Origin of the sequence: Bradyrhizobium sp. CCBAU 11361, assembly GCF_028128935.1 — a bacterium.
Lineage (GTDB): Bacteria > Pseudomonadota > Alphaproteobacteria > Rhizobiales > Xanthobacteraceae > Bradyrhizobium > Bradyrhizobium niftali.
In genome coordinates this window covers 113,009-138,251 of the sequence record NZ_LBJZ01000195.1, presented here as the reverse complement: position 1 = coordinate 138,251, position 25,243 = coordinate 113,009, and the positions used below count along the sequence as shown (strand labels likewise).

The 25,243-nt window shown below is 64.3% G+C and carries 30 protein-coding genes and 1 pseudogene; 15 read left to right on the top strand and 16 right to left on the bottom strand.

Going from position 1 to position 25,243, the window contains the following annotated elements; genetic code table 11:
• Positions 1 to 18: 18 nt before the first annotated feature.
• From XI08_RS36190 to XI08_RS36180, 3 genes are read left to right on the top strand one after another with little or no spacing between them, the layout of a single operon-like run.
• Positions 19 to 402: an Mth938-like domain-containing protein gene (locus XI08_RS36190; RefSeq protein WP_271578076.1), complete on the top strand. Its 384-nt coding sequence runs from the start codon at positions 19 to 21 to the stop codon at positions 400 to 402.
• Complete coding sequence (locus tag XI08_RS36185; protein ID WP_271578075.1) at positions 399 to 1,262, top strand: phytoene/squalene synthase family protein; 864 nt, start codon at positions 399 to 401, stop codon at positions 1,260 to 1,262. The genes XI08_RS36190 and XI08_RS36185 overlap by 4 nt, the downstream gene beginning before the upstream one ends.
• A gap of 45 nt (positions 1,263 to 1,307) precedes the next feature.
• Complete coding sequence (locus XI08_RS36180) at positions 1,308 to 2,552, top strand: threonine ammonia-lyase (RefSeq protein ID WP_271578074.1); 1,245 nt, start codon at positions 1,308 to 1,310, stop codon at positions 2,550 to 2,552.
• 17 nt (positions 2,553 to 2,569) lie between these two features.
• On the opposite strand, the gene XI08_RS36175 is transcribed toward XI08_RS36180, so the two are convergent.
• The 7 genes from XI08_RS36175 to XI08_RS36145 form a co-directional block, all read right to left on the bottom strand.
• On the bottom strand, positions 2,570 to 3,748 hold the full coding sequence (locus XI08_RS36175; RefSeq protein WP_271578073.1) for an aminotransferase class V-fold PLP-dependent enzyme: 1,179 nt from the start codon (positions 3,746 to 3,748) through the stop codon (positions 2,570 to 2,572).
• A gap of 25 nt (positions 3,749 to 3,773) precedes the next feature.
• On the bottom strand, positions 3,774 to 4,187 hold the full coding sequence (locus XI08_RS36170; RefSeq protein ID WP_271578072.1) for a GFA family protein: 414 nt from the start codon (positions 4,185 to 4,187) through the stop codon (positions 3,774 to 3,776).
• 92 nt (positions 4,188 to 4,279) lie between these two features.
• Complete coding sequence (locus XI08_RS36165; RefSeq protein WP_271578071.1) at positions 4,280 to 4,837, bottom strand: CAP domain-containing protein; 558 nt, start codon at positions 4,835 to 4,837, stop codon at positions 4,280 to 4,282.
• A gap of 91 nt (positions 4,838 to 4,928) precedes the next feature.
• Entirely contained in the window at positions 4,929 to 6,023 is a 1,095-nt protein-coding gene (locus XI08_RS36160; protein ID WP_271578070.1) for a serine/threonine protein kinase, read from the bottom strand.
• A 7-nt stretch (positions 6,024 to 6,030) separates the two neighbouring features.
• On the bottom strand, positions 6,031 to 7,458 hold the full coding sequence (trmFO, locus tag XI08_RS36155; RefSeq protein ID WP_271578069.1) for a methylenetetrahydrofolate--tRNA-(uracil(54)-C(5))-methyltransferase (FADH(2)-oxidizing) TrmFO: 1,428 nt from the start codon (positions 7,456 to 7,458) through the stop codon (positions 6,031 to 6,033).
• Positions 7,455 to 7,610, bottom strand: coding sequence for a hypothetical protein (locus XI08_RS36150; RefSeq protein WP_271578068.1), 156 nt, complete (start codon positions 7,608 to 7,610; stop codon positions 7,455 to 7,457). The genes trmFO and XI08_RS36150 overlap by 4 nt, the downstream gene beginning before the upstream one ends.
• Positions 7,585 to 7,737, bottom strand: a complete 153-nt coding sequence (locus XI08_RS36145) for a DUF1127 domain-containing protein (RefSeq protein ID WP_007590701.1) — start codon at positions 7,735 to 7,737, stop codon at positions 7,585 to 7,587. Before XI08_RS36145 ends, XI08_RS36150 begins: the two co-directional genes overlap by 26 nt.
• Positions 7,738 to 8,398: 661 nt before the next feature.
• Between XI08_RS36145 and XI08_RS36140 the strand changes: the two genes are divergently transcribed.
• Positions 8,399 to 8,725: a hypothetical protein gene (locus XI08_RS36140; protein WP_271578173.1), complete on the top strand. Its 327-nt coding sequence runs from the start codon at positions 8,399 to 8,401 to the stop codon at positions 8,723 to 8,725.
• A 65-nt stretch (positions 8,726 to 8,790) separates the two neighbouring features.
• Here XI08_RS36140 and XI08_RS36135 read toward each other — a convergent pair whose 3' ends face one another.
• The gene (locus tag XI08_RS36135) at positions 8,791 to 9,615 is read right to left on the bottom strand and encodes a lytic murein transglycosylase (protein WP_135175280.1); all 825 of its coding nucleotides are present in this window, start codon (positions 9,613 to 9,615) and stop codon (positions 8,791 to 8,793) included.
• A 130-nt stretch (positions 9,616 to 9,745) separates the two neighbouring features.
• A complete protein-coding gene (locus XI08_RS36130; protein ID WP_271578067.1) occupies positions 9,746 to 10,654 on the bottom strand; it encodes a DUF2189 domain-containing protein in 909 nt (302 codons plus the stop codon).
• Between the two features lie 334 nt (positions 10,655 to 10,988).
• Here XI08_RS36130 and XI08_RS36125 point away from each other — a divergent pair, with 334 nt between their 5' ends.
• Entirely contained in the window at positions 10,989 to 11,387 is a 399-nt protein-coding gene (locus tag XI08_RS36125; protein WP_027546617.1) for a DUF3597 domain-containing protein, read from the top strand.
• 52 nt (positions 11,388 to 11,439) lie between these two features.
• Here XI08_RS36125 and XI08_RS36120 read toward each other — a convergent pair whose 3' ends face one another.
• Positions 11,440 to 11,715 (bottom strand): GNAT family N-acetyltransferase, encoded by a 276-nt coding sequence (locus XI08_RS36120; RefSeq protein WP_027546618.1) that lies wholly within the window; start codon positions 11,713 to 11,715, stop codon positions 11,440 to 11,442.
• A gap of 240 nt (positions 11,716 to 11,955) precedes the next feature.
• Here XI08_RS36120 and XI08_RS36115 point away from each other — a divergent pair, with 240 nt between their 5' ends.
• Positions 11,956 to 12,357: an SPW repeat protein gene (locus tag XI08_RS36115; RefSeq protein ID WP_271578066.1), complete on the top strand. Its 402-nt coding sequence runs from the start codon at positions 11,956 to 11,958 to the stop codon at positions 12,355 to 12,357.
• Between the two features lie 49 nt (positions 12,358 to 12,406).
• Here XI08_RS36115 and XI08_RS36110 read toward each other — a convergent pair whose 3' ends face one another.
• From XI08_RS36110 to XI08_RS36100, 3 genes are all read right to left on the bottom strand, one after another.
• Positions 12,407 to 12,682, bottom strand: a complete 276-nt coding sequence (locus tag XI08_RS36110; protein WP_027546620.1) for a GNAT family N-acetyltransferase — start codon at positions 12,680 to 12,682, stop codon at positions 12,407 to 12,409.
• A gap of 11 nt (positions 12,683 to 12,693) precedes the next feature.
• Positions 12,694 to 13,209: a DUF3828 domain-containing protein gene (locus XI08_RS36105; protein WP_271578065.1), complete on the bottom strand. Its 516-nt coding sequence runs from the start codon at positions 13,207 to 13,209 to the stop codon at positions 12,694 to 12,696.
• Between the two features lie 91 nt (positions 13,210 to 13,300).
• Entirely contained in the window at positions 13,301 to 13,669 is a 369-nt protein-coding gene (locus tag XI08_RS36100; RefSeq protein ID WP_271578064.1) for a hypothetical protein, read from the bottom strand.
• Between the two features lie 94 nt (positions 13,670 to 13,763).
• Here XI08_RS36100 and XI08_RS36095 point away from each other — a divergent pair, with 94 nt between their 5' ends.
• The 3 genes from XI08_RS36095 to XI08_RS36085 all read left to right on the top strand — a co-directional run bounded on the left by XI08_RS36095 (position 13,764) and on the right by XI08_RS36085 (position 16,844).
• A complete protein-coding gene (locus XI08_RS36095; RefSeq protein WP_271578063.1) occupies positions 13,764 to 14,261 on the top strand; it encodes a hypothetical protein in 498 nt (165 codons plus the stop codon).
• Positions 14,262 to 14,366: 105 nt separating this feature from the next.
• Positions 14,367 to 15,974, top strand: a complete 1,608-nt coding sequence (locus XI08_RS36090; RefSeq protein ID WP_271578062.1) for an acyl-CoA synthetase — start codon at positions 14,367 to 14,369, stop codon at positions 15,972 to 15,974.
• A 9-nt stretch (positions 15,975 to 15,983) separates the two neighbouring features.
• Positions 15,984 to 16,844 (top strand): PCC domain-containing protein, encoded by an 861-nt coding sequence (locus XI08_RS36085; protein WP_271578061.1) that lies wholly within the window; start codon positions 15,984 to 15,986, stop codon positions 16,842 to 16,844.
• A 16-nt stretch (positions 16,845 to 16,860) separates the two neighbouring features.
• On the opposite strand, the gene XI08_RS36080 is transcribed toward XI08_RS36085, so the two are convergent.
• Positions 16,861 to 18,924 carry a DUF1217 domain-containing protein gene (locus XI08_RS36080; RefSeq protein WP_271578060.1) on the bottom strand — a complete coding sequence of 688 codons (2,064 nt, stop codon included), beginning with the start codon at positions 18,922 to 18,924 and terminating at the stop codon, positions 16,861 to 16,863.
• Between the two features lie 271 nt (positions 18,925 to 19,195).
• Here XI08_RS36080 and XI08_RS36075 point away from each other — a divergent pair.
• From XI08_RS36075 to XI08_RS36065, 3 genes and pseudogenes are all read left to right on the top strand, one after another.
• Positions 19,196 to 19,955, top strand: a pseudogene (locus XI08_RS36075) (AAA family ATPase).
• A 920-nt stretch (positions 19,956 to 20,875) separates the two neighbouring features.
• Positions 20,876 to 21,442, top strand: coding sequence for an SRPBCC family protein (locus XI08_RS36070; RefSeq protein ID WP_271578059.1), 567 nt, complete (start codon positions 20,876 to 20,878; stop codon positions 21,440 to 21,442).
• A gap of 2 nt (positions 21,443 to 21,444) precedes the next feature.
• Positions 21,445 to 22,392 carry a YVTN family beta-propeller repeat protein gene (locus tag XI08_RS36065; RefSeq protein WP_271578058.1) on the top strand — a complete coding sequence of 316 codons (948 nt, stop codon included), beginning with the start codon at positions 21,445 to 21,447 and terminating at the stop codon, positions 22,390 to 22,392.
• A gap of 109 nt (positions 22,393 to 22,501) precedes the next feature.
• On the opposite strand, the gene XI08_RS36060 is transcribed toward XI08_RS36065, so the two are convergent.
• Both XI08_RS36060 and XI08_RS36055 read right to left on the bottom strand, forming a co-directional pair.
• Positions 22,502 to 23,425: a nucleoside hydrolase gene (locus XI08_RS36060; RefSeq protein ID WP_271578057.1), complete on the bottom strand. Its 924-nt coding sequence runs from the start codon at positions 23,423 to 23,425 to the stop codon at positions 22,502 to 22,504.
• 109 nt (positions 23,426 to 23,534) lie between these two features.
• Entirely contained in the window at positions 23,535 to 24,185 is a 651-nt protein-coding gene (locus XI08_RS36055; protein ID WP_271578056.1) for an HAD-IA family hydrolase, read from the bottom strand.
• Positions 24,186 to 24,283: 98 nt separating this feature from the next.
• Between XI08_RS36055 and XI08_RS36050 the strand changes: the two genes are divergently transcribed.
• From XI08_RS36050 to XI08_RS36040, 3 genes are read left to right on the top strand one after another with little or no spacing between them, the layout of a single operon-like run.
• Complete coding sequence (locus XI08_RS36050; protein ID WP_271578055.1) at positions 24,284 to 24,511, top strand: DUF433 domain-containing protein; 228 nt, start codon at positions 24,284 to 24,286, stop codon at positions 24,509 to 24,511.
• Position 24,512: 1 nt separating this feature from the next.
• Complete coding sequence (locus XI08_RS36045) at positions 24,513 to 24,848, top strand: DUF5615 family PIN-like protein (RefSeq protein ID WP_271578054.1); 336 nt, start codon at positions 24,513 to 24,515, stop codon at positions 24,846 to 24,848.
• 2 nt (positions 24,849 to 24,850) lie between these two features.
• On the top strand, positions 24,851 to 25,234 hold the full coding sequence (locus XI08_RS36040; RefSeq protein WP_271578053.1) for a barstar family protein: 384 nt from the start codon (positions 24,851 to 24,853) through the stop codon (positions 25,232 to 25,234).
• Positions 25,235 to 25,243: the final 9 nt, after the last annotated feature.

Genomic DNA, 25,243 nt, shown 5'->3' with positions numbered 1-25,243 from the left:
CCCATTCGGACCAAGCTCATGACCGGCGATCCCAACGCACCGCATTTCCCGCGCTCGGCGCCGATCGAGGCCTATGGCAAGGGCGGCTTCGCCTTTGCCGGCATGTCGCACCGGGGATCGCTGCTCTGTCTGCCCGATGCGATCTGGGCCTGGGATGTGACGGACCCCGCGAAGATCGATCGCTATTCGCTGGATCGGGTCTTCGCGGCCGCCAACAGCATCGACACGCTCCTGATCGGCACCGGAACCGGGGTCTGGCTGCCGCCGCCGGCGCTGCGGCAGGCCTTGAAGGCGGTGGGGGTGGTGCTGGACACGATGCAGACCGGCCCGGCCGTGCGTACCTACAACATCATGATCGGCGAACGACGCCGCGTTGCGGCCGCGCTGATCGCCGTGCCATGAGCAGCGCTGCACCTCCGCCCGATTCCGTTGCCTTCTGCGCCGATCTCGTGCGCAGCCACGACTTTCCGCGCTATGTCGCGACCCTGTTCGCGCCCGCCGCCGAGCGCCGTGCGCTGCTCGCGCTCTATGCCTTCAACGTCGAGATCGTCCGGGTCCGCGACCAAGTGAGCCAGCCCTTGCCCGGCGAAATCCGCCTGCAATGGTGGACCGACATGCTCTCCGGCCATGTCCATGGCAGCGCCGAGGGCAATCCGGTGGCGGCCGAGCTTCTGCGCGCGATCCGCGATTTCGACCTGCCGGTCGAGCCGCTGTCGCTGCTCGCCGACGAGCACCAGTTCGATCTCTACAACGATCCGATGCCGACCATGGCGGCGCTGGAAGGCTATCTCGCCGCGACCTGTTCGGCGTTGTTCGCCCTCGCTGCGCGGATCATGGGGCCGCCGTCGGATGCGGTCGAGCATCTTGCCCGTCATGCCGGGCTGGCGCAGGGCATCGTGCAGGTCATCGCCAATCTGCCGCGCGATGCCGGGCACCGGCAGCTGTTCCTGCCGCAGCAGGTGCTGGCGAGCCACAATTGCAACATGGAGGATGTGTTCGCCAGCAAGGAGACGCCCAATCTCCATGCGGTGCTCGAACAGCTTGCGGGTGAAGCCCGGCAGCATGTGACGACGGCCTCGTCGCTGCTCGCGCAGCTGCCGTCGTCAGTGCGGCCGGCGTTCCTGCTGCTGAGCCAGGCGCAGGCCGATCTGAAGCGCCTGTCGCGTCCGGGACGCAATCCGTTTACGCCGCAGCCTTCGTCGCGGCTGCGCACGCTGTGGACGCTGTGGCGGGCTTCACGTTCCCGGGAATTTACCAAATAGCGGTTGGCTTGTCGCCCGAGCCGGGCAAATGCTCTATGCTGTCCCATGGCTGACTTGTCCCAAACCACGTCCTCCGATCTCAGCGGCCTTCCGGTCGCACCGGGCGACATTCACGCGGCCGCCGAGACCATCCGGGGGGCCGTCGTCGAGACGCCCTGTAGCTACAGCCGCACGCTGAGCAATATCTGCGGCTGTGACATCTGGCTCAAATTCGAGAACCTCCAGTTCACCTCCTCGTTCAAGGAGCGCGGCGCGCTCAACCGCCTCACGGCACTGACGCCGGAGGAACGTGCGCGCGGCGTCATCGCCATGTCGGCGGGCAACCATGCGCAGGGCGTCGCCTATCACGCCAGGCGGCTCGGCATTCCCGCCACCATCGTGATGCCGGTCGGCACGCCCATGGTGAAGGTCGAGAACACGAAGCACCACGGCGCGGAGGTGGTGGTGACGGGCGCGACGCTGGAGGAGGCGGCCGCGTTCGCGCGGAGCCACGGCGAAGCTCACGGCATGATCTTCGTCCACCCTTACGACGATCCGCTTGTCATCGCGGGGCAGGGCACCGTCGGGCTGGAGATGTTGAAGGCGGTGCCGGAGCTCGACACGCTGGTCGTCCCGATCGGCGGCGGCGGCCTGATCAGCGGCATTTCCATCGCCGCGAAATCGATCAAGCCGTCGCTGCGGATTCTGGGCGTCGAAGCCTGGCTCTATCCCTCGATGTACAATGCCATCCATGACGGCAATCTGCCCGCGCGCGGCGATACGCTCGCCGAGGGCATCGCGGTGAAGTCGCCGGGCAAGATCACGACTGAAATCGTCCGGCGCCTCGTCGACGACATCGCGCTCGTCAACGAGGCCGAGCTCGAGCGTGCGCTCGCGACCCTGATCTCGATCGAGAAGACGGTTGTCGAGGGCGCCGGCGCCGCCGGCCTCGCCGCGCTGATGTCCGATCCCGCCCGCTTTACCGGCCAGAAGGTCGGCCTGGTGCTGAGCGGCGGCAATATCGACACGCGGCTGATCGCCTCCGTTCTCACCCGCGAACTGGCGCGCGAGGGGCGGCTGACCCAGCTGTCGCTCGATATCCCCGACCGGCCCGGCCAATTGGCCGCAGTGGCCGCATTACTGGCCGAGGCTGGCGCCAACATCATCGAGGTCTCGCATCAGCGGACCTTCTCCGACCTGCCGGCCAAGGCGACGCTGCTGCAACTCGTGATCGAGACCCGCGACAGCGCCCATCTCGACGAGGTCATGGCGAGGCTCAGTGCATCCGGACTGAGCGCGCGCTGCACCTGAGTGGCGCGGCCGTCCCGCTATCGCGGCGTCAGGGCCGCGAGGTGGCCGATCAGCCGGTCGATCTCGGCCTCGGTGTTGTAGTAGTGCGGGGAGGCGCGCACGAGCGGCGGCAGCGCCCGGATCTCGGCGTCGATGCGGGTGCTCGACGGATCTGAAGCACCGATGGTGATGCCGGCGGCAGCGGCACTGCCGACAATCGCGTCCGCCTCATATCCGTCCATCGTGAAGCTGACGATGGCGCCTGGTGTGCGTCCGAGGTCGCGAATCGTGATGCCGCGAACGGAAGCGAGGCCGCCCCGAAGGCGGTCTGCCAGCAGGCGGCAGCGCTGCTCGATAGCACCCATGCCGATATCGAGCGCGTAATCGACGGCAGCGCCGAGCCCGAGCCGCGCTGCGTAGTTGTTCTCCCAGGTCTCGAAACGGCGCGCATCGTCGCGGAGGCGATATTGGTCACGCGAGACCCAGGGCGCTGCAAAGTGGTCGATCATCGGCGGCTCGAGCCGTTGCAGCAGCTCGCGGCGGACATAGAGAAAGCCGGTGCCGCGCGGGCCGCGCAGGAATTTGCGCCCCGTCGCCGACAGCATGTCACAGCCGATGGCTTCGACGTCGACCGCCATCTGGCCGACCGCCTGGCAGGCGTCGAGCAGATAGGGAATGCCGTGCGCCCGCGCGATCTTGCCGACGGCCGCTGCGGGATTGACCAGCCCGCCATTGGTCGGAACCCAGGTGATGGCGATCAGCTTCACGCGCTCGTCGATCATGCGTTCGAGCGCGTGGATGTCGAGCTCCCCGCCGGGATCGCTCGGCACGACCTCGATGACCGCGCCTGTGCGCCTGGCGACCTGAAGAAACGCGACATAGTTGGCGGCGTATTCCGCCTCGGCGGTCAGGATGCGATCGCCTTTGCGGAATGAAAGCGCATAGAACGCCATCTGCCAGGCAATTGTCGCGTTCTCCAGAAGCGCGATCTCATCTGGCGCGGCATTCAGCAGGCGGCCTACCGAGCCGTAGACTGAATCAAGCCGGCGCGCCTCGCGGTCGGCGGCGGCATAGCCCCCGATCTCGCTCTCGAGGTCGATATGCCCCTTCATTGCCGCGACGACGGCGGCCGGCATGAGAGCCGCGCCCGCGTTGTGGAGATACGCGAGCCGCGCGGCGGCCGGTGTGTCGGCGCGTATTCGGTCGATGTCGATCAAATGGGGCTCTCGTGCTTTGGCCGCGTCAATGCGGCATCTCTTCGAACTGCGGCAGGTGGAGCGGCGTATTCCACGACAGGCGACGCTTGGTGAACATCTCGAGCTTCGGCGCGACCAGGTCGGGCCGGTCGAGGCTTCCCAACTGTACGAAGACCGTTTTGGGGAAACTGTCGAGGTTCGAGGTGAACACCCGCGAGCCGCATTCGGGGCAGAAGTTTCGGTCGAGGCCTTTGCCGGAATTTGCGACGTAGTGAAAGGCCTTCGGCTTGCCGCTGAGAAGCGTGAAGTTATCCTCCGGCACGGCAAAGAAAGTTGCCATCTCGCCGCCTGAGGCGCGCTTGCAGTCGTTGCAATGACAATTGGCGATGAAGGACGGATCGGTGTCGAATTCGAACTTGATGGCGCCACAGGCGCATTGAGCGGTGTATTTTTTGGCCATTGATCGCCTCGAATTGGTCCAAGACAGCGGCGGGGCCATATTGGCTGGCCGGAGAAGCGCGCGCAACAGTGCTTGCCGCGCAGCGTCTCGTCTCAGATGCAGAGGCTGAGCAGCTTGATGTGGCACTCGCTGGATTTTGGCTTCTTCGCGGGCGCAGCCTCGCGCCTCACGGCAACCAGCGGCTCCTTGTCCTTCTTGCCTTTGCTCTTGCCCTTCGGCTCGTAGTCGCCCGCGATCACCATGGCCCAATAGGTGCGCTTGCCGCTGGAAGTTTTGGCGCTTGCAATGCCAACGCGGGAGGCGTTGTGCAGCAAGAGGTTCTTGCGATGCCCGGACGAGTCGATCCACTGGCCGAGCGTCTTCTCGAAATTGTCGTAGCCATAGGCGATGTTCTCGGCGGCGCGCCCCGCGCCGGCCGGTGCGACGCGGCGGTTGAACGGTCCGAGAGCGTCGTGGCTGAGGTCGTCCTTCGCCGCCATCGCGCGCGCCTGGTCCATGGCGATGCGGTCGAGGGTTGAATCGCGGACGACGCGGACTTCACCGTTCTTGAGGCGAAAGCTGGAGATCAGCTCGGCCGGGGTTTCGGCCATTGCGGGCGTCGCTGCCAACAGCAGAAGGCCGGCGATCACGCCGCCAACCACACGATGCATCATCATCCCCCGAATGCCCATGACCTGCCGCCCGAATGATCCGATCGCTTCTCTATCGCCAATGTGGACGCTTCAAGGCGCGCGTCGTCCGTCAGCCCGCGGGCAGGTCCGCCTCGAAATTGAAGCGGTCGCGCAGGTTCTTGCGCTGCTCCAGGATGTCCTTGAGGAAAGCGCGGTCCTGGTCGTTCTTCATCATCGGCTCGATCAGGTCGAGTTGGTTCATGGCGACCAGTTGCAGGATCTCGGTGCGCGGCTTGCCGCTGGTGTCGCGCGGCAGTGCATGCACCACCTGGATGTGTTCCGGCGGTTTCGGACCCTTGGCGGCCGCAAGTTCATTGCGGAGCTGGCTTTCCAGCATGGCCTGATCAGCTTCGACGAAGGCATAGAGCCCGACGCCGGAGCGGCGGTCGGCAAAGGCGACGATCGCGGTGTCGCGCACGGCGGGATTCTTGCGGATCAGCTCCGCCAGCACAGGCGCGTCGTTGACGAGCCTGCGGCCGCCCCCCTCACGGTCGGTGAAGTTGAACAGGCCGCGCGTGATCGCCCGGTAGACTTTCTTGCCGGTGGCGAGCCACAGGCTCGCGGCAAATGATTTCTTCGCCAGGATCTTGCGCTCGCGCGGCGTCAGCGCCTCCGGCGCGTAGGAACGTTTGTGCTTGAGCAGGTGCCGCAGGTCCTCATAGGCGAGGATGCGATAGAGTCGGCCGCGGCGCGCAAAGCAGGCGGCGAGCTGGAAGTCGGTCACATAGGCGTGGCCGTCGCGGCCGACCAGCCAGTTCTGCTCCTTGGCAAGATCGTTGTGGCAGATGCCGGCGCGGCGGAGCCGGCGCAGCGCCGCCTTGGCCGAGCGGAAATAGGCGAGGTCGCCATGCGGTTTGGCCAGATGCAGCGCGACGCCGTCGACGAAGCCGCGCACCAGAGCCCGGCGTCCGGCCCACAGCAGCTCGGGACCGACATTCAGGCCCTTGGCGAGGGCGAGCGCATGCTTCTCGCGCGCGAACAGGTGGCGGGCCAGCAGGAACGACCACCACGGCACCTCATCCAGCCGGCGCAGCACCGCGTCGACCTCGCCGTTGCCGGCACGAAAGCGGCCGCGCTCGACGGTCGAGAACACGTCGCGCTTGAGCAGGACGCCCTCGGTCCAGCGCGCCGTGAGCGTCGCGGCGTCGTCTTTGGGGAGGCTCATCGACAACTCACGCGGCTGCGGCGATGCGCAGGTGATCGGCGATCCAGCGATCGAGATCGGCGAGCGCCAGTGCACTCATCGCCTGCTTCTTGGCCACCGTCTTCTCGTTGCCGCGCAGGCGCGTGCCGTCGGGCTTCTTCGTCGGAGCGCTCGCAAGCGGCGGAAACAGGCCGAAATTGATGTTCATCGGCTGGAACGAGCGCGTGCCGGGCTCGATGGTCTCGATATGGCCGCCGGTGATGTGGCCGAGCAGCGATCCCAGCGCGGTCGTAGCAGGCGGGCTCGTCAGCGTTTCGCCGCGCGCATCGGCTGCCGCGTAGAGGCCGGCGATCAGGCCGACGCTGGCGGACTCCACGTAGCCCTCGCAGCCCGTCATCTGGCCGGCAAAGCGTAACCGCGGCTGCGCGCGCAGCCGCAGCTGGCCGTCGAGCAGTTTGGGCGAATTGAGGAAGGTGTTGCGATGCAGGCCGCCGAGGCGGGCGAATTCGGCCTTCTCCAGCCCGGGAATGGTGCGGAAGATGCGCTGCTGCTCGCCGTATTTCAGCTTCGTCTGGAAGCCGACCATGTTGTAGAGCGTGCCGAGCTTGTTGTCCTGGCGCAGCTGCACGATCGCGTAGGCTTTCGTCGTGGGATCGTGTGGATTGGTGAGGCCGACCGGCTTCATCGGACCATGGCGCAGCGTCTCGGGGCCGCGCTCCGCCATCACCTCGATCGGCAGGCAGCCGTCGAAATAGGGCGTGTTGGTCTCCCACTCCTTGAACTCGGTCTTCTCGCCGGCGATCAGCGCGGCGACGAAGCCGTCATACTGCTCCTTGGTCATCGGGCAGTTGATGTAGTCGGCGCCGTTGCCGCCGGGGCCGACCTTGTCGTAGCGCGACTGGAACCAGGCGACCGACATGTCGATGGATTCGCGATGCACGATCGGCGCGATCGCGTCGAAGAAGGCGAGCGCGTTCTCGTCGGTCAGTTCGCGGATGGCGTCGGCAAGGGGCGCGGAGGTGAGGGGGCCGGTCGCAACGATGACGTTGCTCCAGTCGGCCGGCGGCAGGCCTGCGATCTCGCCGCGGGCGATCTCGATCAGGGGATGCTCGTTCAGCGCCTTGGTGACGGCCGCCGAAAAACCGTCGCGATCGACCGCCAGCGCGCCGCCGGCGGGCACCTGGTTGGCATCGGCCGCGCGCATGATCAGCGAGCCGAGGCGGCGCATCTCCGCATGCAGCAGGCCGACGGCGTTGTTGGCGGCGTCGTCCGAGCGGAACGAATTGGAGCAGACGAGTTCGGCGAGCCCGTCGGTGCGGTGCGCCTCGGTCATGCGGTCGGGCCGCATCTCGTGCAGCACCACGGGCACGCCGGATTTGGCGACCTGCCAGGCGGCTTCCGAGCCGGCAAGGCCCGCGCCGATCACGTGCACAATGTTGGAATGGGGTCCTGTCATGGGGCGGACAGGTAGCGCTTTTCGGCGGTCAGTGGAATCGCCGAGATCGAGTTTTCTGCCTTCAGGAACGACAACGCCCGCACGAGGCGGGCGCTATCGGTTCGTCCGGTGAAGGGCTGAACGATATCAGCCCTGATACTGACCGGCAGCAACGCGCGGGATGTCCGAGCGATCGAGGCCGATGTCGGCCAGTTCGCGATCGCTGAGCTGGGACAGCTCGGCAACATTGCGCTGATAGTCCCGGAAAGCCTGGATCATGCGGATGAGCGAGAGCAGCATTGGTAGTCTCCTGTAGTTCGATTCAGCCCTTGCCCGGGCGTCATCGTTGAAATGAATATAGGTGAGAGTGGTGCACTGCGAAAGTTCCGATGTTGCGATGCAGCTAAGCAAAGGACGCATAGCATCGGTAAGGGGCGATTAACCTCTTGGCAGTCCCGCCCAACAGCTGGGCGTTCACCGCTGCAGATCACAATAAAATCCCGTGAAATCACGGATTTATGAACGAAACTGCGGTTCCGATAGGGAGGGAAATAAGTTGCATTCTCGCGACCTGCAAGACGATGCGGCAGCTTGTAAGCCCAAGTCTCGCATGCGCGAATCGCATGAATCAGGAATCATTAGAAATGAATATTTATTCATAATATGACTGGGGTCCGCGACCCTGAGAGAAGTTGCGGGCGTGTGAAGGACAGGCGATTCGCTTGGCTCCCTTGGAAAGGCCACCGAAACGGCTTGCGGCGAGGCCGATATCGCGGGCCGATCGCCGGGAGTCGCGCGCGTTCGTCGTTGGTGCGGTGCACACACGCCAAGGGTGCGAGCGCTTGATTACAAGGTTGTAATGAAAATCAGAATTTTCGCATGCGGCTCTGCGCGGCGCGCAACATCACGCAATTCTCGCGGGGAATTTATTGCGGCAAGTTGCCGCGTCGGCAGCAAAGTCGTGGCGCAGATTCCGGCAATGTCGCTGGGTCTGTCCCAAGAACAAGAGAAGGAAAGTAACATCATGACGAAGTTACTCGGGGTTATCGCCATTGCCGCCGTCGCGTTCGCCGTCGCGCCGGCCCAGGCCGCCAAGCACGCCATGGGCGGCTGCAGCTCGGCCAATCTGGAGAAGACGGAGACCGCGATCGAGAACATGCCCGACGGCGACGGCAAATTCGCGGCGCAGAAGGAGATCGCGGCCGCTCAGGACTCGCTGCTCAACGGCAAAATGGGTGCGTGCGGCGCGCATCTGAACAAGGCGATGCACGCCACCATGGGTAAGTAAACGCCTCAAGAGAGGGCCGGTCGCCGGGCGATCGGCCCTACGCTTTTGTGCGCGGGATATTAGTATTAAGGGGCGCGCGCGAGCTGGGTGGCGAAATAGGCGACGGTCTTGGAATAGACCTCGCTCTTGTTCCACTGCTGCAGCACCGCGAAATTCGGGCTGCCCGGCTGCCAATCCTTGCCGCGCTGCCAGCCATAGCCGGCGAGATAATTGGCGGTGGAGGCGAGCACGTCGGGCGCGTTGTGCAGGAGATCGCGCTTGCCGTTGCCGTCGAAATCGACGGCGTATTTCATCCAGGACGAGGGCATGAACTGGGTCTGGCCGAGTTCGCCCGCCCAGGCGCCCTTCATGTCGGCCGGTGCGAGATCGCCGCGCTGGACGATGCGCAGCGCGTCCAACAGTTCGCCGCGAAACTGCTCGGCGCGCCGGCAGTCATAGGCCAGCGTCGCCAATGAACGGATGGTTGCGAACTTGCCGGTGTTGACGCCGAAATCGGTCTCGAGACCCCAGATCGCGACCAGCACCTCGCCTGGGACGCCGTAGGTCTGTTCGATGCGGGACAGCACCGAGCCGTATTGCTTCATCATGTTGGAGCCGCGCGTCATGCGCGGCGGCACCATGCGGCCGGAAAACTCCTCGAAGGTCTGGGTGAAGACCTTTTGCGAGCGGTCGCGGTTGAGCACGCTCTGATCGAGCGTGACGCCGGCGAGCCCGGCGGCAATCGCCTGCTGTGAGATGCCTTTCGCCGCGGCGTCGGTTTTGAAGTCTGCAAGCCATGCGTCGAAATTGCCCGAACCGCAGGCAACGGCGGCGAGGGCTGGCTCGGCGGATAGGATTGACGCGGAGAGGGCTAAGGCTGCGAGAGCAAGACGAGAAATCGTCGGGGTCATCAGATGAAATGGATTCCGTGATGTGATCTGACCGGCGGGGCGCAATCTCGGTCGGAACCGCGGCCAAAGCAAGGCGCATAACTGGGCCGGTCCTGCCCGGAGCCGGGCAGGACCGGATGTCACGAGATCGTTAAGCGTCCGTCCGATTCCGCCACGGGAAGAGGTTGGCGGGGAAGTCGGCGGCGGACTTGCGCGGACGATGCGGCGGGGGCGGCACCGGCCGCGCACCGGGATCGGACGCGATCACCTTGCGGTACAGATGCCAAGTGGCATGCCCGAGCAGGGGGATCACCACGGCGAGGCCGAGGAACGCCGGGATCGTGCCGAGCGCCAGCAGCACCGCCACGATCAGGCCCCAGGCCGCCATCGGCACCGGGTTCCTGGCGACAACGCGCAGCGAGGTGACCATCGCCTCGAACGCACCGGCATGGCGGTCGAGCATCAGGGGGAACGACACGGCGCTGATACAGAGCGCGGCGAGCGCGAACAGGAATCCGGTGCCGCAGCCGACCACGATCAGCCACCAGCCCTGCCGGGTCGTCAGCACGCGCGTGATGAAATCCGAGATCCCGGTCACGCCCTCATAGCCGAAGGCTGCGACATAGATCGCCTGTGCGGTTGCAACCCAGGTCACGAACAGGGCGAGCAGCAATGTGCCGAGACCGAGCATGGCACCGAACGAAGGCGAGCGCAGCACCTCCATGGCATCCCAGGCGCTGGCCTCTTCATAGCGTTCGCGCCGGCTCGAGAGCTCATAGAGACCCAGGGCCGCGAAGGGCCCGATCAAGGCGAAGCCTGCGGCGAGTGGAAACAGCAGCGGCAGCACCGAATAGCCCATCACCACGCGGGCGAGCACGAGGCCCAGCACCGGATAGATCACGCACAGGACGATGGCGTGGCTCGGAACTGCCTTGAAATCCTCCCAGCCGCGCCTCAGCGCGTCATGCAGGTCGGACAGTTGGATGGTCTGGATGGTTGGTCCCGCCGCATCAGCGGGCGGGGCCATTGTAGGGACATTGCCCTGGTAGAGTGTGGCCATGGTCGCTAGCTCCCTTGCCATGCAGCCGAATCCGGCGCCGGCAAACGGCGCAAGCGGCCGCTATTCTTGGATGATCGCGATCCCGACCAGACGCGAATTCTGGAAGGCATCGCGAACTGAACGGGAAGCGTACTCCCAATTCCGAGTCCTGTCCCTCACGCCTGGGTGAGATTCGATGCCGCACCGCAACTTCGACGATGTCATTCGGTCGTCATTTCGCCGCAGATAAGCTGATGCTGGTTGTCGGTTCGCAGAACTCCGCGGGCGCAACGCAGAAACTTCGTCTATAAGTGCCACTCAAGGCCTTCCAACGGATCCTTTTCGGGGAGCAGACATGAGCATTTTCGGGAAAATTATGGGCGCGATCTTCGGTAGCCATCCGGCTTCCGCCGCACCCGCAGGCAGCGCACCGTCGGGCAGCGCGCCCGCAAGCGCTGCGCCGGCCGGATCGGCACCGGCCGCAGCGCCGATGGCAACGGTGGACGTCGCAGCCATCGTCGACAAGCTAGTGGCAGCCCAGAAGGAGAAGCTCGAGTGGCGCACTTCGATCGTCGACCTCATGAAGGCGCTCGACATCGATTCGAGCCTTGCCGCGCGCAAGGATCTCGCCAAGGAGCTCGGCTACACCGGTGACATGAACGACTCCGCGAGCATGAACGTCTGGCTGCACAAGCAGGTGATGTCCAAGCTCGCCGCCAATGGCGGCAAGCTGCCGCCGGAGATCAAGCACTGATCGATCGCTCGGACGCAGCCAAGGGCCCGCGGGATCGCGGGCCCTTTTGCGTTCAGGCAACGAGGTCCGCATCCTCCGGATGCTTGTCGAGATAGTCGGCCACGAAGCCGCAGCCGGCGATCACCTTCCTGCCGTCGCGGCGGATCAGGTCCAGCGCGCCCTTGACCAGCTCGGAAGCGATGCCGCGGCCGCGTAGCGCGCGTGGCGTCTCGGTATGGGTGATGATCACCGCCGACGGGGTCAGCCGGTAGTTGGCGAAGGCGACCTCGCTGCCGATATCGAGCTCGAAGCGGCTCCTGTCCTTGTTGTCGCGTACCGATGCCGCCATGCAAGCTCCTTCCGAAGTGCGTATTGCTTGCCGATCTAGGAGCCCGACCCCGCACTTGGCAAGCGCGGCCAAGGGAGTTGCCGGACCCTAATATTTCCTGACCCTGCTCTTGCAAGTTCCGCGGCGGTTCCCACGTCCTTGAGAAGGACATACGCCCGAATGCGGCCGGCACGGTCGCCAGACATTCGGAGTGTCGTGATAGCCAGCCGCAGACGTATGCCTCTTTTGCAGGAGGTTACGATGTCGGACTTTGGTTTCTTGAATACTCATCGAACATGGGAAGACTGGTGCGGGATGCTGCTCGGCGCGTTGATTGCTGCGTCGCCGTGGTTCCCCATCCAGGATCGCGCGGGGATCACCACCGGACACGAGACGATGGTCCTGAACACGGTGGCAATCGGCCTCGTCGTATTCGGCCTCAGCCAGCTCGAATATGTCGCCTTGCAGCGCTGGCAGGAGGTGGCGACGATCCTGGTCGGGCTGTGGCTGATCGTCTCGCCCTACGTGCTCGGCTATTCCGGCGAAGGTTTTCTCCGGGTCTACCACACGGGTCTCGGAGCGGCAGCGGTGCTCCTCGGCGTGCTCCAGCTGTGGCAGGACTGGGATCTGAGTGACCAGGATATGCTGAAGCACGGACAATAGGCTGCGGATTTCGGCAGGCCCGCCGCGCGATCGGCGGGCCAGCGATTGCTCATCCTTTCACGAGGTCCTGATAGTCCGGGTGCTTCTCGATCCACGCTTTGACGAACGGGCATTGCGGGATCAGCTTCAGGCCGGCTGCTCGGACCTGGTCGAGCGCGCCTTGCACCAGCTTCGAGCCGATGCCCTTGCCGCCGAGCTCTTTCGGCACGTCCGTGTGCTCGAACGTGATGACGTTACCGTCAAGCTTGTAATGTTCGGTCGCAAGATGGCCCTCCACCTCCAGCTCATAGCGGTGATGGGCCTTGTTGTTGATGACGTCGCTCATGTCGTCTCCGGTCAGCTCTTCAGCGAGTCCGTCAGCATCTTGCGGATCGACCAGGCTTCGCCGCCGGAGGAGCCCTTGATGTCGTCGATCCGCCAGCTACCGGCCTCGCGCACGAAGTCGTAACGCACGATCAGGTCGGCGGGTTTGCGGTCGTTGCGGTGGCCGGCGATGGTCACCGCAAGTGTCGCCTTGTCGGCCTCCATCTTCTCGGCGTCAACCTTGAACGACTTCACGTCCGGTTCCTGCGAATTGGTGACGGGATCGAAATCGACCGGTCCGACGTCGCCCTTGGGCGTATGCGCATCCGCCTTGGCCCACAGCGCAACCAGCGCCTTCGAGAGATATTTCGCCTTGGCAGCCTTGTTCTCGATGACGAAGGCACCGCCGCCATCGCCCTTGCCCTTGGCCGCGCGCGTGTAGATCGCGGTCAGGATGGCGATGGGATCGCTGGGAGCGGGCATGACGGCAAATGCCGGGGAGGTACCGGCAAGCAGAGAGGCGACGATGAAGGTCCGGCGGGTGAGCATGAGATGTCCCTGAGGTGATGGCGCGCGACGACGGGCCTGAGCGGCCGGCGTCGGCGCGTATCGCTGTAGACTGATGGAGCGGCCGTTCGGTTCAATCGGTCGCTTTGGCCAGCCGCGCGTCCTCGGCCTGCGGCTGCTGGCGGAGGCAGCCCTGGCAGATGACGAGGGAGCGGTTGACCTTGGCGTCCTGCTCGGCCTCGATGCCGTCCTGCGCCTGCCACCATTCCTTCGAATAGGGCTGAAGGCCTGCTTGCGATCTGTTGTGTTCGGATGCTGTGGCGGATCGCGTTGCGCGCGATGGTCCCGGGACGGATCTCGGCTGGTTGGGATCCTCGCCGGCACCATCCCAGGCGTAGCGCGCAGGCTTGAAGGCGGGATCGGAAGCGAGATGCGCCTGCGGCGCCACGGCACATCCGGCAAGCGCCAGCGATAGCAGGAGGAAGGCGGGCGCTTTGACCATGATGCGGCACTCTGTACGCGAGAACTGGCTGAGGTTGCGCCGATCATGTTTAAAATTCCCTGAACGGTTGCGGCTGCGTCGGCGACAAATGCGCATGCGCTGTTTCATCCTCCTGCTCGCTCTGCTCGTCACCGCTGCGCGCGCCGACGACACAAGACCGTTCAACCCGGCCGACTATCCAGCCGGTGTGCAGAAGGCGCTGCACTACGCCAATGAGGAATGCGACAGCCAGGACGGTGGTGCGGTAACCTTTGCGCCGGACACGGTGCGCAGGATCGACCTGACAGGCGACGGCCGCGACGACTACATCGTCGATTTCCGCGACACCAAATGCGGGGAACGCGAGACCACCTATTGCGGAACCGGCGGCTGCGTCATGAACATCCTGGTGACGCTGCCGGACGGCAGCGTGCGCCCCGTGTTCGACGGCTATGTCCGCAGCTACAAGATCGTGGCGTCGCCGGTGAAGCGCGGCGCCGCGCGTACCGTCCGGTTCGATGTGCATGGCAGCTATTGCGGCGGTTTTGGCGCGCAGGCCTGCGTCAAGGCGAAGGCGATCACGGCGACGCCGTTCGCGTTCAAGCAGCCGTAGAGCAGGGGTGCGGCCGGCGGCCTTGCGGCGGTGCGGGCGTTGGCGATAAATGGGCTGCAAGGAGTGGGCGGCTTGCGCGCCGTCCGCCGTCGAAGAGGAAGCCCCATGCAGCCCCTGCGCATGTCCCGCCGCGTCATGAATCTCGCTCACATGCTGACCCAGAATGCGCGGCGGCATGGATCGCGTCCCGGCTTCGTCTGGGGTGACAAGTCCTGGACCTGGCGCGAGATCGACGCGCAGGTCTCGGCGCTGGCGGCGGCGCTCGCAGCGCGTGGCATCGCCAAGGGCGACCGCATCCTGGTCCATTCCAAGAATGGCGACGAGATGTTCTTCTCGATGTTCGCGGCGTTCCGGCTCGGTGCGGTCTGGGTGCCCACCAATTTCCGCCTGATGCCGGACGAGGTCTCCTATCTCGCGCAGGCCTCCGGTGCGAAGGCGTTTCTGTGCCATGTCGATTTTCCCGAGCATGCGGCGGCCGTGAAGGGCGGCGCGCTCGCGTTCACCTGGAGCATTGACGGCCGGGGCGCGTTCGGCGAGACGTCGGTTGCAGATGCCATCGCGTCGCAGGCGGGGCGCGTGGTCGAGAACGTCGCTGTCGAGCACGACGATCCCTGCTGGTTCTTCTTCACCTCCGGCACCACGGGCCGCTCCAAGGCCGCGGTGCTGACCCACGGCCAGATGGGCTTTGTCGTCACCAACCATCTCGCCGACCTGACACCTGGTGTCACCGAGGAGGATGCCTCGCTGGTGGTGGCGCCGCTCTCGCATGGCGCCGGCGTGCATCAATTGGTGCAGACCGCGCGCGGCGTACGCACCGTGCTGCTGCCGACCGAGAAGTTCGACATCGACGAGGCGTTCCGCCTGATCGAAATGCATCGGGTCAGCAATCTTTTCACCGTGCCGACGATCCTGAAGATGATGGTCGAGCATCCCGCGGCCGACAAATACGATCACTCCTCGCTGCGTCACGTGATCTATGCCGGCGCGCCGATGTATCGCGAGGACCAGAAGGCCGCGCTGAAGAAGCTCGGCAGGGTCATCGTGCAGTATTTTGGATTGGGCGAGGTCACCGGCAACATCACTGTGCTGCCGGCGGCGCTGCACGACCCCGAGGACGGCCCGCATGCGAAGATCGGCACTTGCGGCTTCGAGCGCACCGGTATGCAGGTCTCGATCCAGGACGACGAGGGCCGCGAACTCGGGGCGAACCAGAGCGGCGAGATCTGCGTGATCGGTCCTGCGGTGCTCGCCGGCTATTACGACAACCCCGAGGCCAATGCGAAGGCGTTCCGCAACGGCTGGTTCCGCACCGGCGATCTCGGCCACATGGACGAGGAGGGGTTCGTCTACATCACCGGCCGCGCCTCCGACATGTACATCTCCGGCGGCTCCAACATCTATCCGCGCGAGATCGAGGAGAAGATCCTGACGCATCCTGCGGTCGGCGAGGTCGCCGTGCTCGGCGTGCCCGATGCGACCTGGGGCGAGGTCGGCGTGGCCGTGTGTGTTGCGCGTGAGGGAGCGAAGCCGGTGAGCGAAGCGGAGATGGCGGCGTTCCTCGGCCCGAAGGTGCCGCGCTACAAGATGCCAAAACGGTTCTTCTTCTGGGAAGCGCTGCCGAAGTCCGGCTATGGCAAGGTGCCGAAGCGGATGGTGCGCGACGAACTCGAGGCGCGGGGATTGCTCGACCTCGACAAGACGAAAACAGGCTGAGCGAGGGTCATGCGCAGCATCAGGCAGCCGGGCGCAGCTAGCGCAGAACGGATCCAATGGGTGGAGGCGAGGGGACGCGCCTTCACGTTCACGCTTCAGGCAGGCCTGCCGCTGCTGGAGGCCGCGCGCCGCGGCTTTGCGGCGGAAGGTTTTGCGAGCGGCGTGCTGAATTTTGGCCGTGGCACGCTCGGACCGTTCGCCTATGTGATGCCGGCGCTGTCCAAGACCGGCGAGAATGCTGCGTTCTACAGCGAGACGTTCCGGCCCAAGGGCGTGACGCGCACGAAGCTCGGCAGCATGACGCTCGGCATACGCGACGGCGCGCCGTTCTTTCATTGCCACGGGCTTTGGACGGAGGCGGACGGCAAGCCAAGCGGCGGCCATATGCTGCCGGACGAGACTGTCGTCGCCGAGCCGTTCGAGGTCGAAGCCTTCGGCGTTGATGGCGCGATGTTCACCGCCGAACCTGATCCGGAGACGAACTTCAAGCTGTTCGGGCCGGTGGTGACTGCAAGCGGCGCTGCGCGCACCTCGAGCCGCGCGTTCGCGCTGCGGCTTCGGCCCAACCAGGATTTTGCTTTCTGTCTCGAAGCATTCTGCCGCGCGCAAGGCATTTCGCGCGCGAAAATCCATGGCGGTGTCGGCTCGACCATCGGTGCGCGCTTCACCCATGGCGGCGTGACCGAGCCGTTTGCGACGGAGCTCGCGGTGACGGCGGGAAGCATAGCGCCAGGTGATTCCGGCGCGTTGGAAGCTGCGCTCGAAATCGCCCTGATCGACTACACCGGCGGCATTGCCGAGGGCCGTCTGATCCGTGGCGACAACCCTGTTTTGATGACCATGGAGCTGGTGCTCGAGGCGTTAGGCTAGCATCGGCGAGCGGTCATCAGCGAGACTGTAACTTGGCGATGGCGAGGAAGGTGGAGTCACTTATCCCTGAGCCCGATCCTTGAAAGAGGCTGAGCAAGGGAGACTGAGCCTGACCGGTACTCTCGCTGTTTCTGATGTCATACATGGCGGAGAAACGGTTCAGGAGCTTTTCGACCTTCGCGGGATCGGACAGATCCTTGATCTTCATGAATCTGTCCACGAATTTGGCCTGCTGATCGATCGGCATCGCCGCCATCGAGTCGGGCAGATCGAAGGTGGTCCTGAATACTTCCGAAAGCGCCCGGTCGGCCAGGATGTCGTAGGCCGACGTGATTTCGCCCGCTTTGCGCTGGAAATAGAGCGCCAGGCGCACGCCGGGATTCGTATCTCCCTGCTGTTGCTCCAGGCTTTGCTGAAGATAGTTTGCCTGCGTTTCCCGAAAATGATCGCCCTTCTGAGGACCCAACATCGGGAGGCGCGCGACGTCGCCCTTGCTGTTGAAGTTGAACGTCCCCGCGATTTCGGCAAAGCGAGGATCGCTCTGCGTGTTCGCGAAGCTCTTGGGATTGCTCAGGTCGGAGCTGAAGATCTTCTTGAGGAATTCGGTGCTGACCTTCTTGGGATCCAGGCCCTTGGTGACGAGAATGAAATCGATCACCTTCCGGTTTGCGAGCAGGTCGGAAACGCTTCCGATGTCTGCGACGGCTTCCTGATAAGACGTCGCGTCCTTCTGGGCTTGCTCCCGAACTGCCTTCTGCTGCTGGGGGCTTGCGTCCCTCAGCGCTGCAATGACGTAGCTCTTCGCAATATTGAGGACGTCAGCCGGGTCCTGGGCCACCAAGGGAGTCGTCAGATTGCCTTTTGCGTCGAAGTTGAAGTCGCGCGCGAGCTTTACGTACCGATCGTCCTTGAGGGTATAGACGAAGCTCTTGGGATCGTTGAGGTCGCTTTCGAGAACAGCCTTGATCGTGGCTTGCGAGGCTGTCGCCGGGTCGAGGCCGACGGCGCCCAGCGCAAAATTGTACACGTCCGGTGTCGACACGAACGCCTGGACCGAGTTGACCTTGAGGACGGCCGATCTGAAGTGCGTGATAGCCAATGCTTCGCTCAACGGGGTTGCCGCGTCGTAGACGGCGGCCTTGCTGGCGTCGAACTTCTGTTTCGTGATCGTAATGTTTGCAGCAGTTTGTGCGGACACACCTGACGGAAGCGCCCCGTCGGACGAAAACTCGAACGCGCCGGCCAGGTCGACGAACCGGCCAATCGTCCCGATCTGGTCGTTGAGGCTGGAGACGTTCTTCGAATACGAGTCCAGATGATATTTTTCGACCAGGATCTGGAGGTTCAACTGCGGCACGTCGGCGCCCGGTTGCGACAGTTGGGCCGTGTAGTCGGCGATTTTCTGATTGGTGGCGCTGACATCCGATTGTGCTTGCGCAAGCTGGGCGTTGAGGCCGCTCAACTGAGACGCGAAGGTGGTGTTGACGTAGCTGTTCGGATCGGATGGATCGCTGCGCAGGACCTGACTTATCGTGTCGCTCGGCCATTTGCTCTGATCGATTCCGAATGCCGAATAGACGTAGTTGCGAAGACGATCGTTGTTCAGAAGCTGGTCTGCACTGCTGATGCTGCCGATCTGGGCGCTGTAGTATGTCGAGTCGTCGGCAAGCGCATCGACCTGGCTCTTCTTGGTCGCCGTGTACAGACCGATCATCTCATCGGTCTGGTTCTCCGATTGCGCAACGGGCTTCGCACCGCCGGCGAAGGAAAAGGCCGCCGCAAACTCCCGGTACCGTTTGTCGACCAGCTTGTTGACGAAGCTGGTGGGGTTGGAGAGGTCGCTCTCCAGAACCTTTTTCATGAAGGCCTTGGCGTAGGCCATGTCTTCGAGGCCATAGGCCTTCGTCGCATAGTGATAAAGGCGATAATCCTTCATCAGATCGTCGACGGTCTTCACCTTGCCGATGTTAGCCTTGTAATAGGCGGCCTCCCGCGCCACGTCTGGTTGCTGTTCGACCCGCGTCAGCGACTGCTTGAGATTGTGCGCAATGTAGTTGTAACTGAAATACGTTGTGACCATCGCGCATTCCTCGCGGCGTTACGGTCCCGGACGTCCGTCAATCATTGCCGGGTCGCGAGGTGGGGGGCCGGCCTCATGCCAGCACATCGTCTCAGAGCTGCGTCTTTTGGGCGTTCCTGCTTACAATCTGAGGTTTGAATCATCTCCAAGTGACGCAGATCGAGTTTGTGTCTATTTGTTTCTGTATGTTTCTCAAATGCAGCTTTCGCGAGGATTGTGTTCTTGATATGTTCCGGTCAAAGGATGGGTTGAAATAGGTTGGAAGCCGGGCATGAGCCGAAGAAGCGGTCGCACGATCAACCTGCCGGCGCCTTACCTGAAGCGGGTCTGGCTCGACCCGTCGCAGGTTCACGATCGCGAGGCTTATCCGTTTTGCCTGCCGATCTTTCCGGATGATTTCGAGCTCAACTTCGACGCCGCCATCACTGTCATCATCGGGGAGAATGGCACCGGGAAGTCGACGATCCTCGAGGGTATCGCGGCGCTACGACGATGCCGGTGGCGGCAAGGGGTACATGCCGGTCGACCATTCCGACGCGCGCGAGAAGATGGGCGGCCAGCTTTCCAAGGCGTTGCGCGCGAGTTGGCTGCCGAAGATCACCAATGGCTGGTTTTTCCGCGCCGAGAGTTTTTTCTCGGTGGCGCGATACCTGGACAAGGCCGCCCGCGATGCCGGCCAGGTCGGTCCCGATTTCCTGTCGCATTCCCATGGCGAAGGTTTTCTGCGCTTCTTCGAAGAGCGCTGCCAGCGTCAGGGCATCTTCATCTTCGACGAGCCGGAATCGGCGCTGTCGCCGGCGCGCCAGATCGAATTCCTGAGGCTCTTGCGACGCATGGACGACTCCCGCATCTGCCAGGTCATCATGGCAACCCATTCGCCGATGCTGATGGCCTATCCCAACGCGCGGCTGCTGCGGCTCGGGAAATACGGGCTGGAGCCGGTGACGGTGGAGGAGACCGACCATTACCGGTTGATGCGGGAGTTTTGTCACGACCCGCGGGGCTTCGTGGAGGCGACGCTGGCCGAGTGATGGAGGATCGCGACCGACATTCATGCGCTCCATCGTCATTGCGAGCCAACGGGTCCGCGCGAAGCGCGGCCCGATGACAGGCTCCGCGAAGCAATCCAGCATCTTTCCGCGGCGGCAGTCTGGATTGCTTCGCTGCGCTCGCAATGACGGAGAATGAGGCACGCGCATTGTTTTCAACTCGCATCTGAATCGCGAGCACACCTTCGCGGCCTCGCGGCATGAACTGCCCGAGCTTTGCTGTCGTCGCCACCCTCGCAAGTGCCGAGGGCGCAGGGAAGGCCGGGTGCCGGCTGGCACCCGCGGTCCGCTGTGCGCGAAATGCGCTGGAAACAGATGCACAGCGGCATACAGGTGAAGCCAAACATCCGGCCTTCCCTGCGCGGTGGTTTTACGGTTTATGTCGTGATCTCCCCGGGGAGCGATGCACTATTGCCCCCGTCACCTTGCGGATCGCTGACGCGCCCGCCCGGTTGGGCAGCGCACGTCACCGCAAGACTTGGCACACAGACCCCGGATGCCAGGACCACACGATTTTGCCGTACGCAGGCTGCACCGGTCGTGTGCGCGCAGGCAGTTGCTCACGGCGTGAGCCGCCCTGCAAACCACCTTCGCGCCGACGCCGCCTGCGTCCACCACGTCCCATCCCGCATGTCGTGACGATCGCGATACGCCCCTCGGCCGGGCTGGGATGACCGGAAGATGCGATAATTCCGAATTCGCGTAAAGCGAATTGTTTTGATCCGGGCGGATTGACCCCTCCCTTGTGTTTTTGCCCGTCGGGCAACGCAAGGGATGGCGTGGATGCGGGTCGCGATTCCCGCCACAGCCGTGCCACGAACCGGTCTCCCCACGGCCCGAAAATGCGTTACGGTGGTCGCAGCGCGCCTCAAGTCGCGCAGATCCAGGAGTGAGGAAACGGTATGAGGATGAGAATCGGAACGGCGGTCGCCGGGGTGGCGGCGCTGGCGGTGGCGGGGATGGCTCTGACGGCCGCGTTTGAGCCGGTTTGGGCGCACGGGCCGACCCGGCAGAAGGTGCGCGAATCCATCGAGATCAACGCGGCCCCGGCCAAGGTGTGGGCGGTGATCGGCAATTTCCAGGACATGAGCTGGCTCCCGCCCGTCACCAAAACCGAGGGCGAGAAGGGCAACGAGATCGGCGCGACGCGGCGGCTGACGCTGACCGGCGGGGCCACCGTCGACGAGGAGCTCTACAAGTTCGACGCGGCCGCGATGACCTATTCCTACCGGATCACCACCGTCGACGTGAAGGTGCTGCCGGTCACCAACTATTCCTCGACGCTGACGGTGACGCCGAGCGCCGACGGCAAGGCCTCGACGCTGGAATGGGCCGGCGCGTTCTATCGCGGCTTTCCCAACAACGATCCGCCGCCGGAGCTGAGCGACGAGGCCGCGGTCAAGGCGGTGAAGGGGCTGTATCAGGCCGGCCTCGAGGCGCTGAAGAAGAAGGTCGAGAGCGGAAGCTGACCGTGCGGGCCCTGGTCCTGGCGGCGCTGGCCGCCAGCCTTGCCTGCTTCGGCAGCGCCTTCGCCGAAGAGGCGTTCGTCACCAACCAGCTCAGCGACGATCTGATGGTCGTGGACCTCGCCACCGCACGTGCGGTGGCGACCATCCCGATCGGCGGCAAGCCGGCCGGCGTCGCCGTCAGCGCCGACGGCCGCTTTGCCTATGTCACGAGCCCGGATGCCAAGGCGGTGACGGTGGTGGACGCAGCGACGCGGCAGGTCGTGGGGCGGATCGAGGTCGGCGGCGGCCCGCTCGGCATTGCGGTGGCGCCTGACGGCAAGACGGTTTATGTCGCCGATTGGTACGCCGCGGCGGTGCGGGTGATCGACGCCGCGACGCGCAGCCTCACGGCCAGCATCGCGGTCGGCGCCTCGCCGTCGGGCCTGGCGGTGACGCCTGACGGCAAGCTGCTGCTCTCGGCGGACCGCGACGACGACAGCGTCTCGGTGGTGGACGCGGCGACGCGCGCGCGCAAGGCGACCATCAAGGTCGGCACGCGCCCGTTCGGCGTCACCATCGATGCCGAGGGCAAGCGCGCCTACACCGCTAATGTCGGCTCAAACGACGTCTCCGTGATCGACATCGCCGCCGGGTCCGAGATCGGCCGCGTGGCGGTCGGGATGCGTCCCTATGCGGTGGCGCTGGCGCAGGGGCGCGGCTTCGTCACCGACCAGTATGGCGGCACCGTCAGCGTGTTCGATGTTGCGACGTTGAAGCCAGTGAAGCGCATCACTGTTGGCGACTACCCCGAAGGCATCAATGCAACCGCCGACGGCAAGCGCGTCATCGTCGCCTGCTGGGAGAGCAACACGCTTGTTATCATCGATGCTGCCGAGCTGAAGGTGATCGGCGAAGTCAAGACCGGCGACGGCCCGCGCGCGTTCGGGGCGTTCCTGCGGCGGACGGAGTAGGGGAATTGCCCGCTGGCCGTAGCCCGCATGAGCGAAGCGACATGCGGGACTCGTTTCAGCGCTGACGATCCCGGATATCGCTGCGCTCATCCGGGCTACGGCACTGAGCCTATTTCGCTTCGGCAAACGCCTTCAGCTTCAGGAAAAAATCCTTCAGGATCGGGTTGCGGTCCACATAGGTCACGTAGCGGATCGGATGCCGCCTGCGGTCGATGCTCCACGTCATCTGGTCGGTGAGGACGGGAGCGGGGATGATCACGCTCGGCGCCCACACGGGGTTTAGCAGCCAGCCGACCGGCGCCATGTCCCAGATTTCCTTGGCCCAGCCCATGTGGTCGGACGAATATTCCTTGAAGCGCATGGCGAGAAACGCGCCGATGCTGCCGTGGGGTTCGACGTATCGTTCGATCTCCGGCACCGTCGCGTGAAGGCGGGAGGTGACGCCCAGGCACGGGACGAGGACGAGCGGCACGCCGCTGTCGAGCAGCACCTGCGCGCCGCCGACGTCCTGCTTGAGGTTGAACTCGACCGTGTGGGGCCATTCCAGCGCATGGCCGCCGAGCCAGACCACGACGATACGGTCGATGATATCGGGCGCCTTGAGCAGTGCGGAGGCGACGTTGCTGATGGCGCCGATGGCAATGACGTAGAGCGGATTGTCCGGCGAGCCCGCGCGTGCCCGGGCGATGAGGTCGTCCACGGCGGGCGCCGCCTGCGCCGTCTTGCCGGGGCCGACATAGTCGGTGACGCCGCGATGAACCAGGCCATCCGGCGCGACGTTCAGGCGCTCCAGCAGGCGCAGGATTTCCTGATAGCTCAGCTCCATGCCGTGGCCGGGGCTGTCCGCGCGCGCATTGAAGAACGGCGCGGCGTAGATCGCCTCGACATCAAAGCGGTCCTTCGACAGCAGCATCTGCACCAGCGCGAACTGGTCATCGATCTCGTTATAAGTATCGGTGTCGAGCACGACCCGCAACCGGCCGACCGGCGGCGGCTCCAGGAGCTTGAGGCGGCTTGCGTCCGTGAGTGTCATCACCGTCTCCCCGAACAGTTCGTAGGGTGGGTTAGCCTGCGGCTGCGCGAAGCGCAGTCCGCCAGCGTAACCCACCTCTTTTGTCTCTGCGGATACGTACAGTGGTGGATTACGCTTCGCTAATCCACCCTACGTTTCCGCATAATGTCTCGGCAATGTCGCGCATGTGTTCGAACATGTGATCCGGCGCAAGCGCCTGCAGCGCCGCGGGGGCCGCATAGCCCCAGCTGACCGCACCGCAGGCAATCCCCGCGGCGCGCGCCGCGTCGATGTCGCGGACCTCGTCGCCGATTGCGATGACGCGGCCGGGCTCCACGCCGGCGCGGCGGACGACCCGGCGGAATTTCGCGGCCTTGCCGAACAGCGACGCCGAGCAGTCGAAATGCGCGAACAGGGCGGCGGTCTCGCCGAGCTTCTCGCGCGCATTGGCTTCGCTGTCGGAGGTCACCAGCGCGAGCTGCACGCCGTTCTCGGCCAGCGTCCGCAGCATCGCCTCGACGCCCGCAAACAGCGAAATCTCAGCTGCTGCCTCCGCCTTCAGCCGCCGCGCATGCCGCGCGATCGCCGGCAGCTTCCACAGCGGCACCTCGAGCCGGCTGAGGATCTCGCGCGACGAGGCATGCCGCAGCCCCTCGACGTCCTCATCCGCCACACGGCGAAAGCCGAAGCGGTCGGCGACATCGTTGATGGTGCGCAGGAACCAGGGGAAGCTGTCGGCGAGGGTACCGTCGAGGTCGAAAATGGCGAGGGAGTAGGGCATGGAGAGTGGAAGCGTCGGGCGGGCCTGTGCATCCGGTCCGCTGGCGGCGCGCTGACAGATGCTATCGGAGATGCTATATTAACGCCTAGAGGTGACAGATGTCGGAGCTACTGGCAAGGATTACGGTCGATCCGCAGCGTATGCATGGACGCCCCTGCATTCGCGATCTGCGCATCACTGTCGCCGACGTCCTGGGACTGCTATCCGCCGGACAGTCGCGCGACAGCATTCTCGAGGACTATCCGTATCTGGAAGAGGCGGATATCGACGCAGTGCTCGCGTATGCCGCGCGTCAGGTTGACCACCCGATCATAGCGGCCAAATAGCTTGCTTTACCTGATCGACGCTCAGCTTCCCCCTGCACTCGCGGAAGCCTTACGTCGTGCCGGATACGATGCAGCACATGTGGTCGAGTTCGGGATGGCAAACGCGACCAACGGGGCGATTTGGAGCGAGGCCGTTTCGCGATCGGCCGTTCTCGTAACCAAGGACCGCGACTTCTCGCTTCTCCGAACCGCAAAGGGACAGGGGCCTATCGTGCTGTGGGTTCGCGTTGGGAACATCGACAATCGCGCGCTGGTGCGGCAGTTTCTGAGCGCCATGCCGCAAATTGTCGAAGCCGTCGCGCGGGGCGAGGCCGTCATTGAGTTCGTCGGTGGTTAGTCATGGCAAGCGGGATCGAACCACCCTTTCTATTTCGTCAGGAGGGTCTATCGATCCACGCGGCCGTCCGCGCCGGCCTCCCGGCAGGCATCTCCTGCAAGACGACGCTTCTCGGCTTGATCGCGAAGCAACTCAGCTTTCCCGACTACTTCAGCGAAAATTGGGATGCGCTTGAGGAGTGCCTACGCGATCTCTCCTGGTTACCCGCGGGGCCGGTTGTTCTGGAGCATGTAGACCTCCCACTTGTTCGAGACATCGCGAATGCGAGGATTTATATCGTGATACTCGCCGACGTGGCCCGCGACATATCGAGGTCGGGTCGTCCACTCCACGTGGTATTCCCACCTGCTTTTCGCGAACAGATATTGCGGCTTCTTCGACAGTAGCGGCGAGGC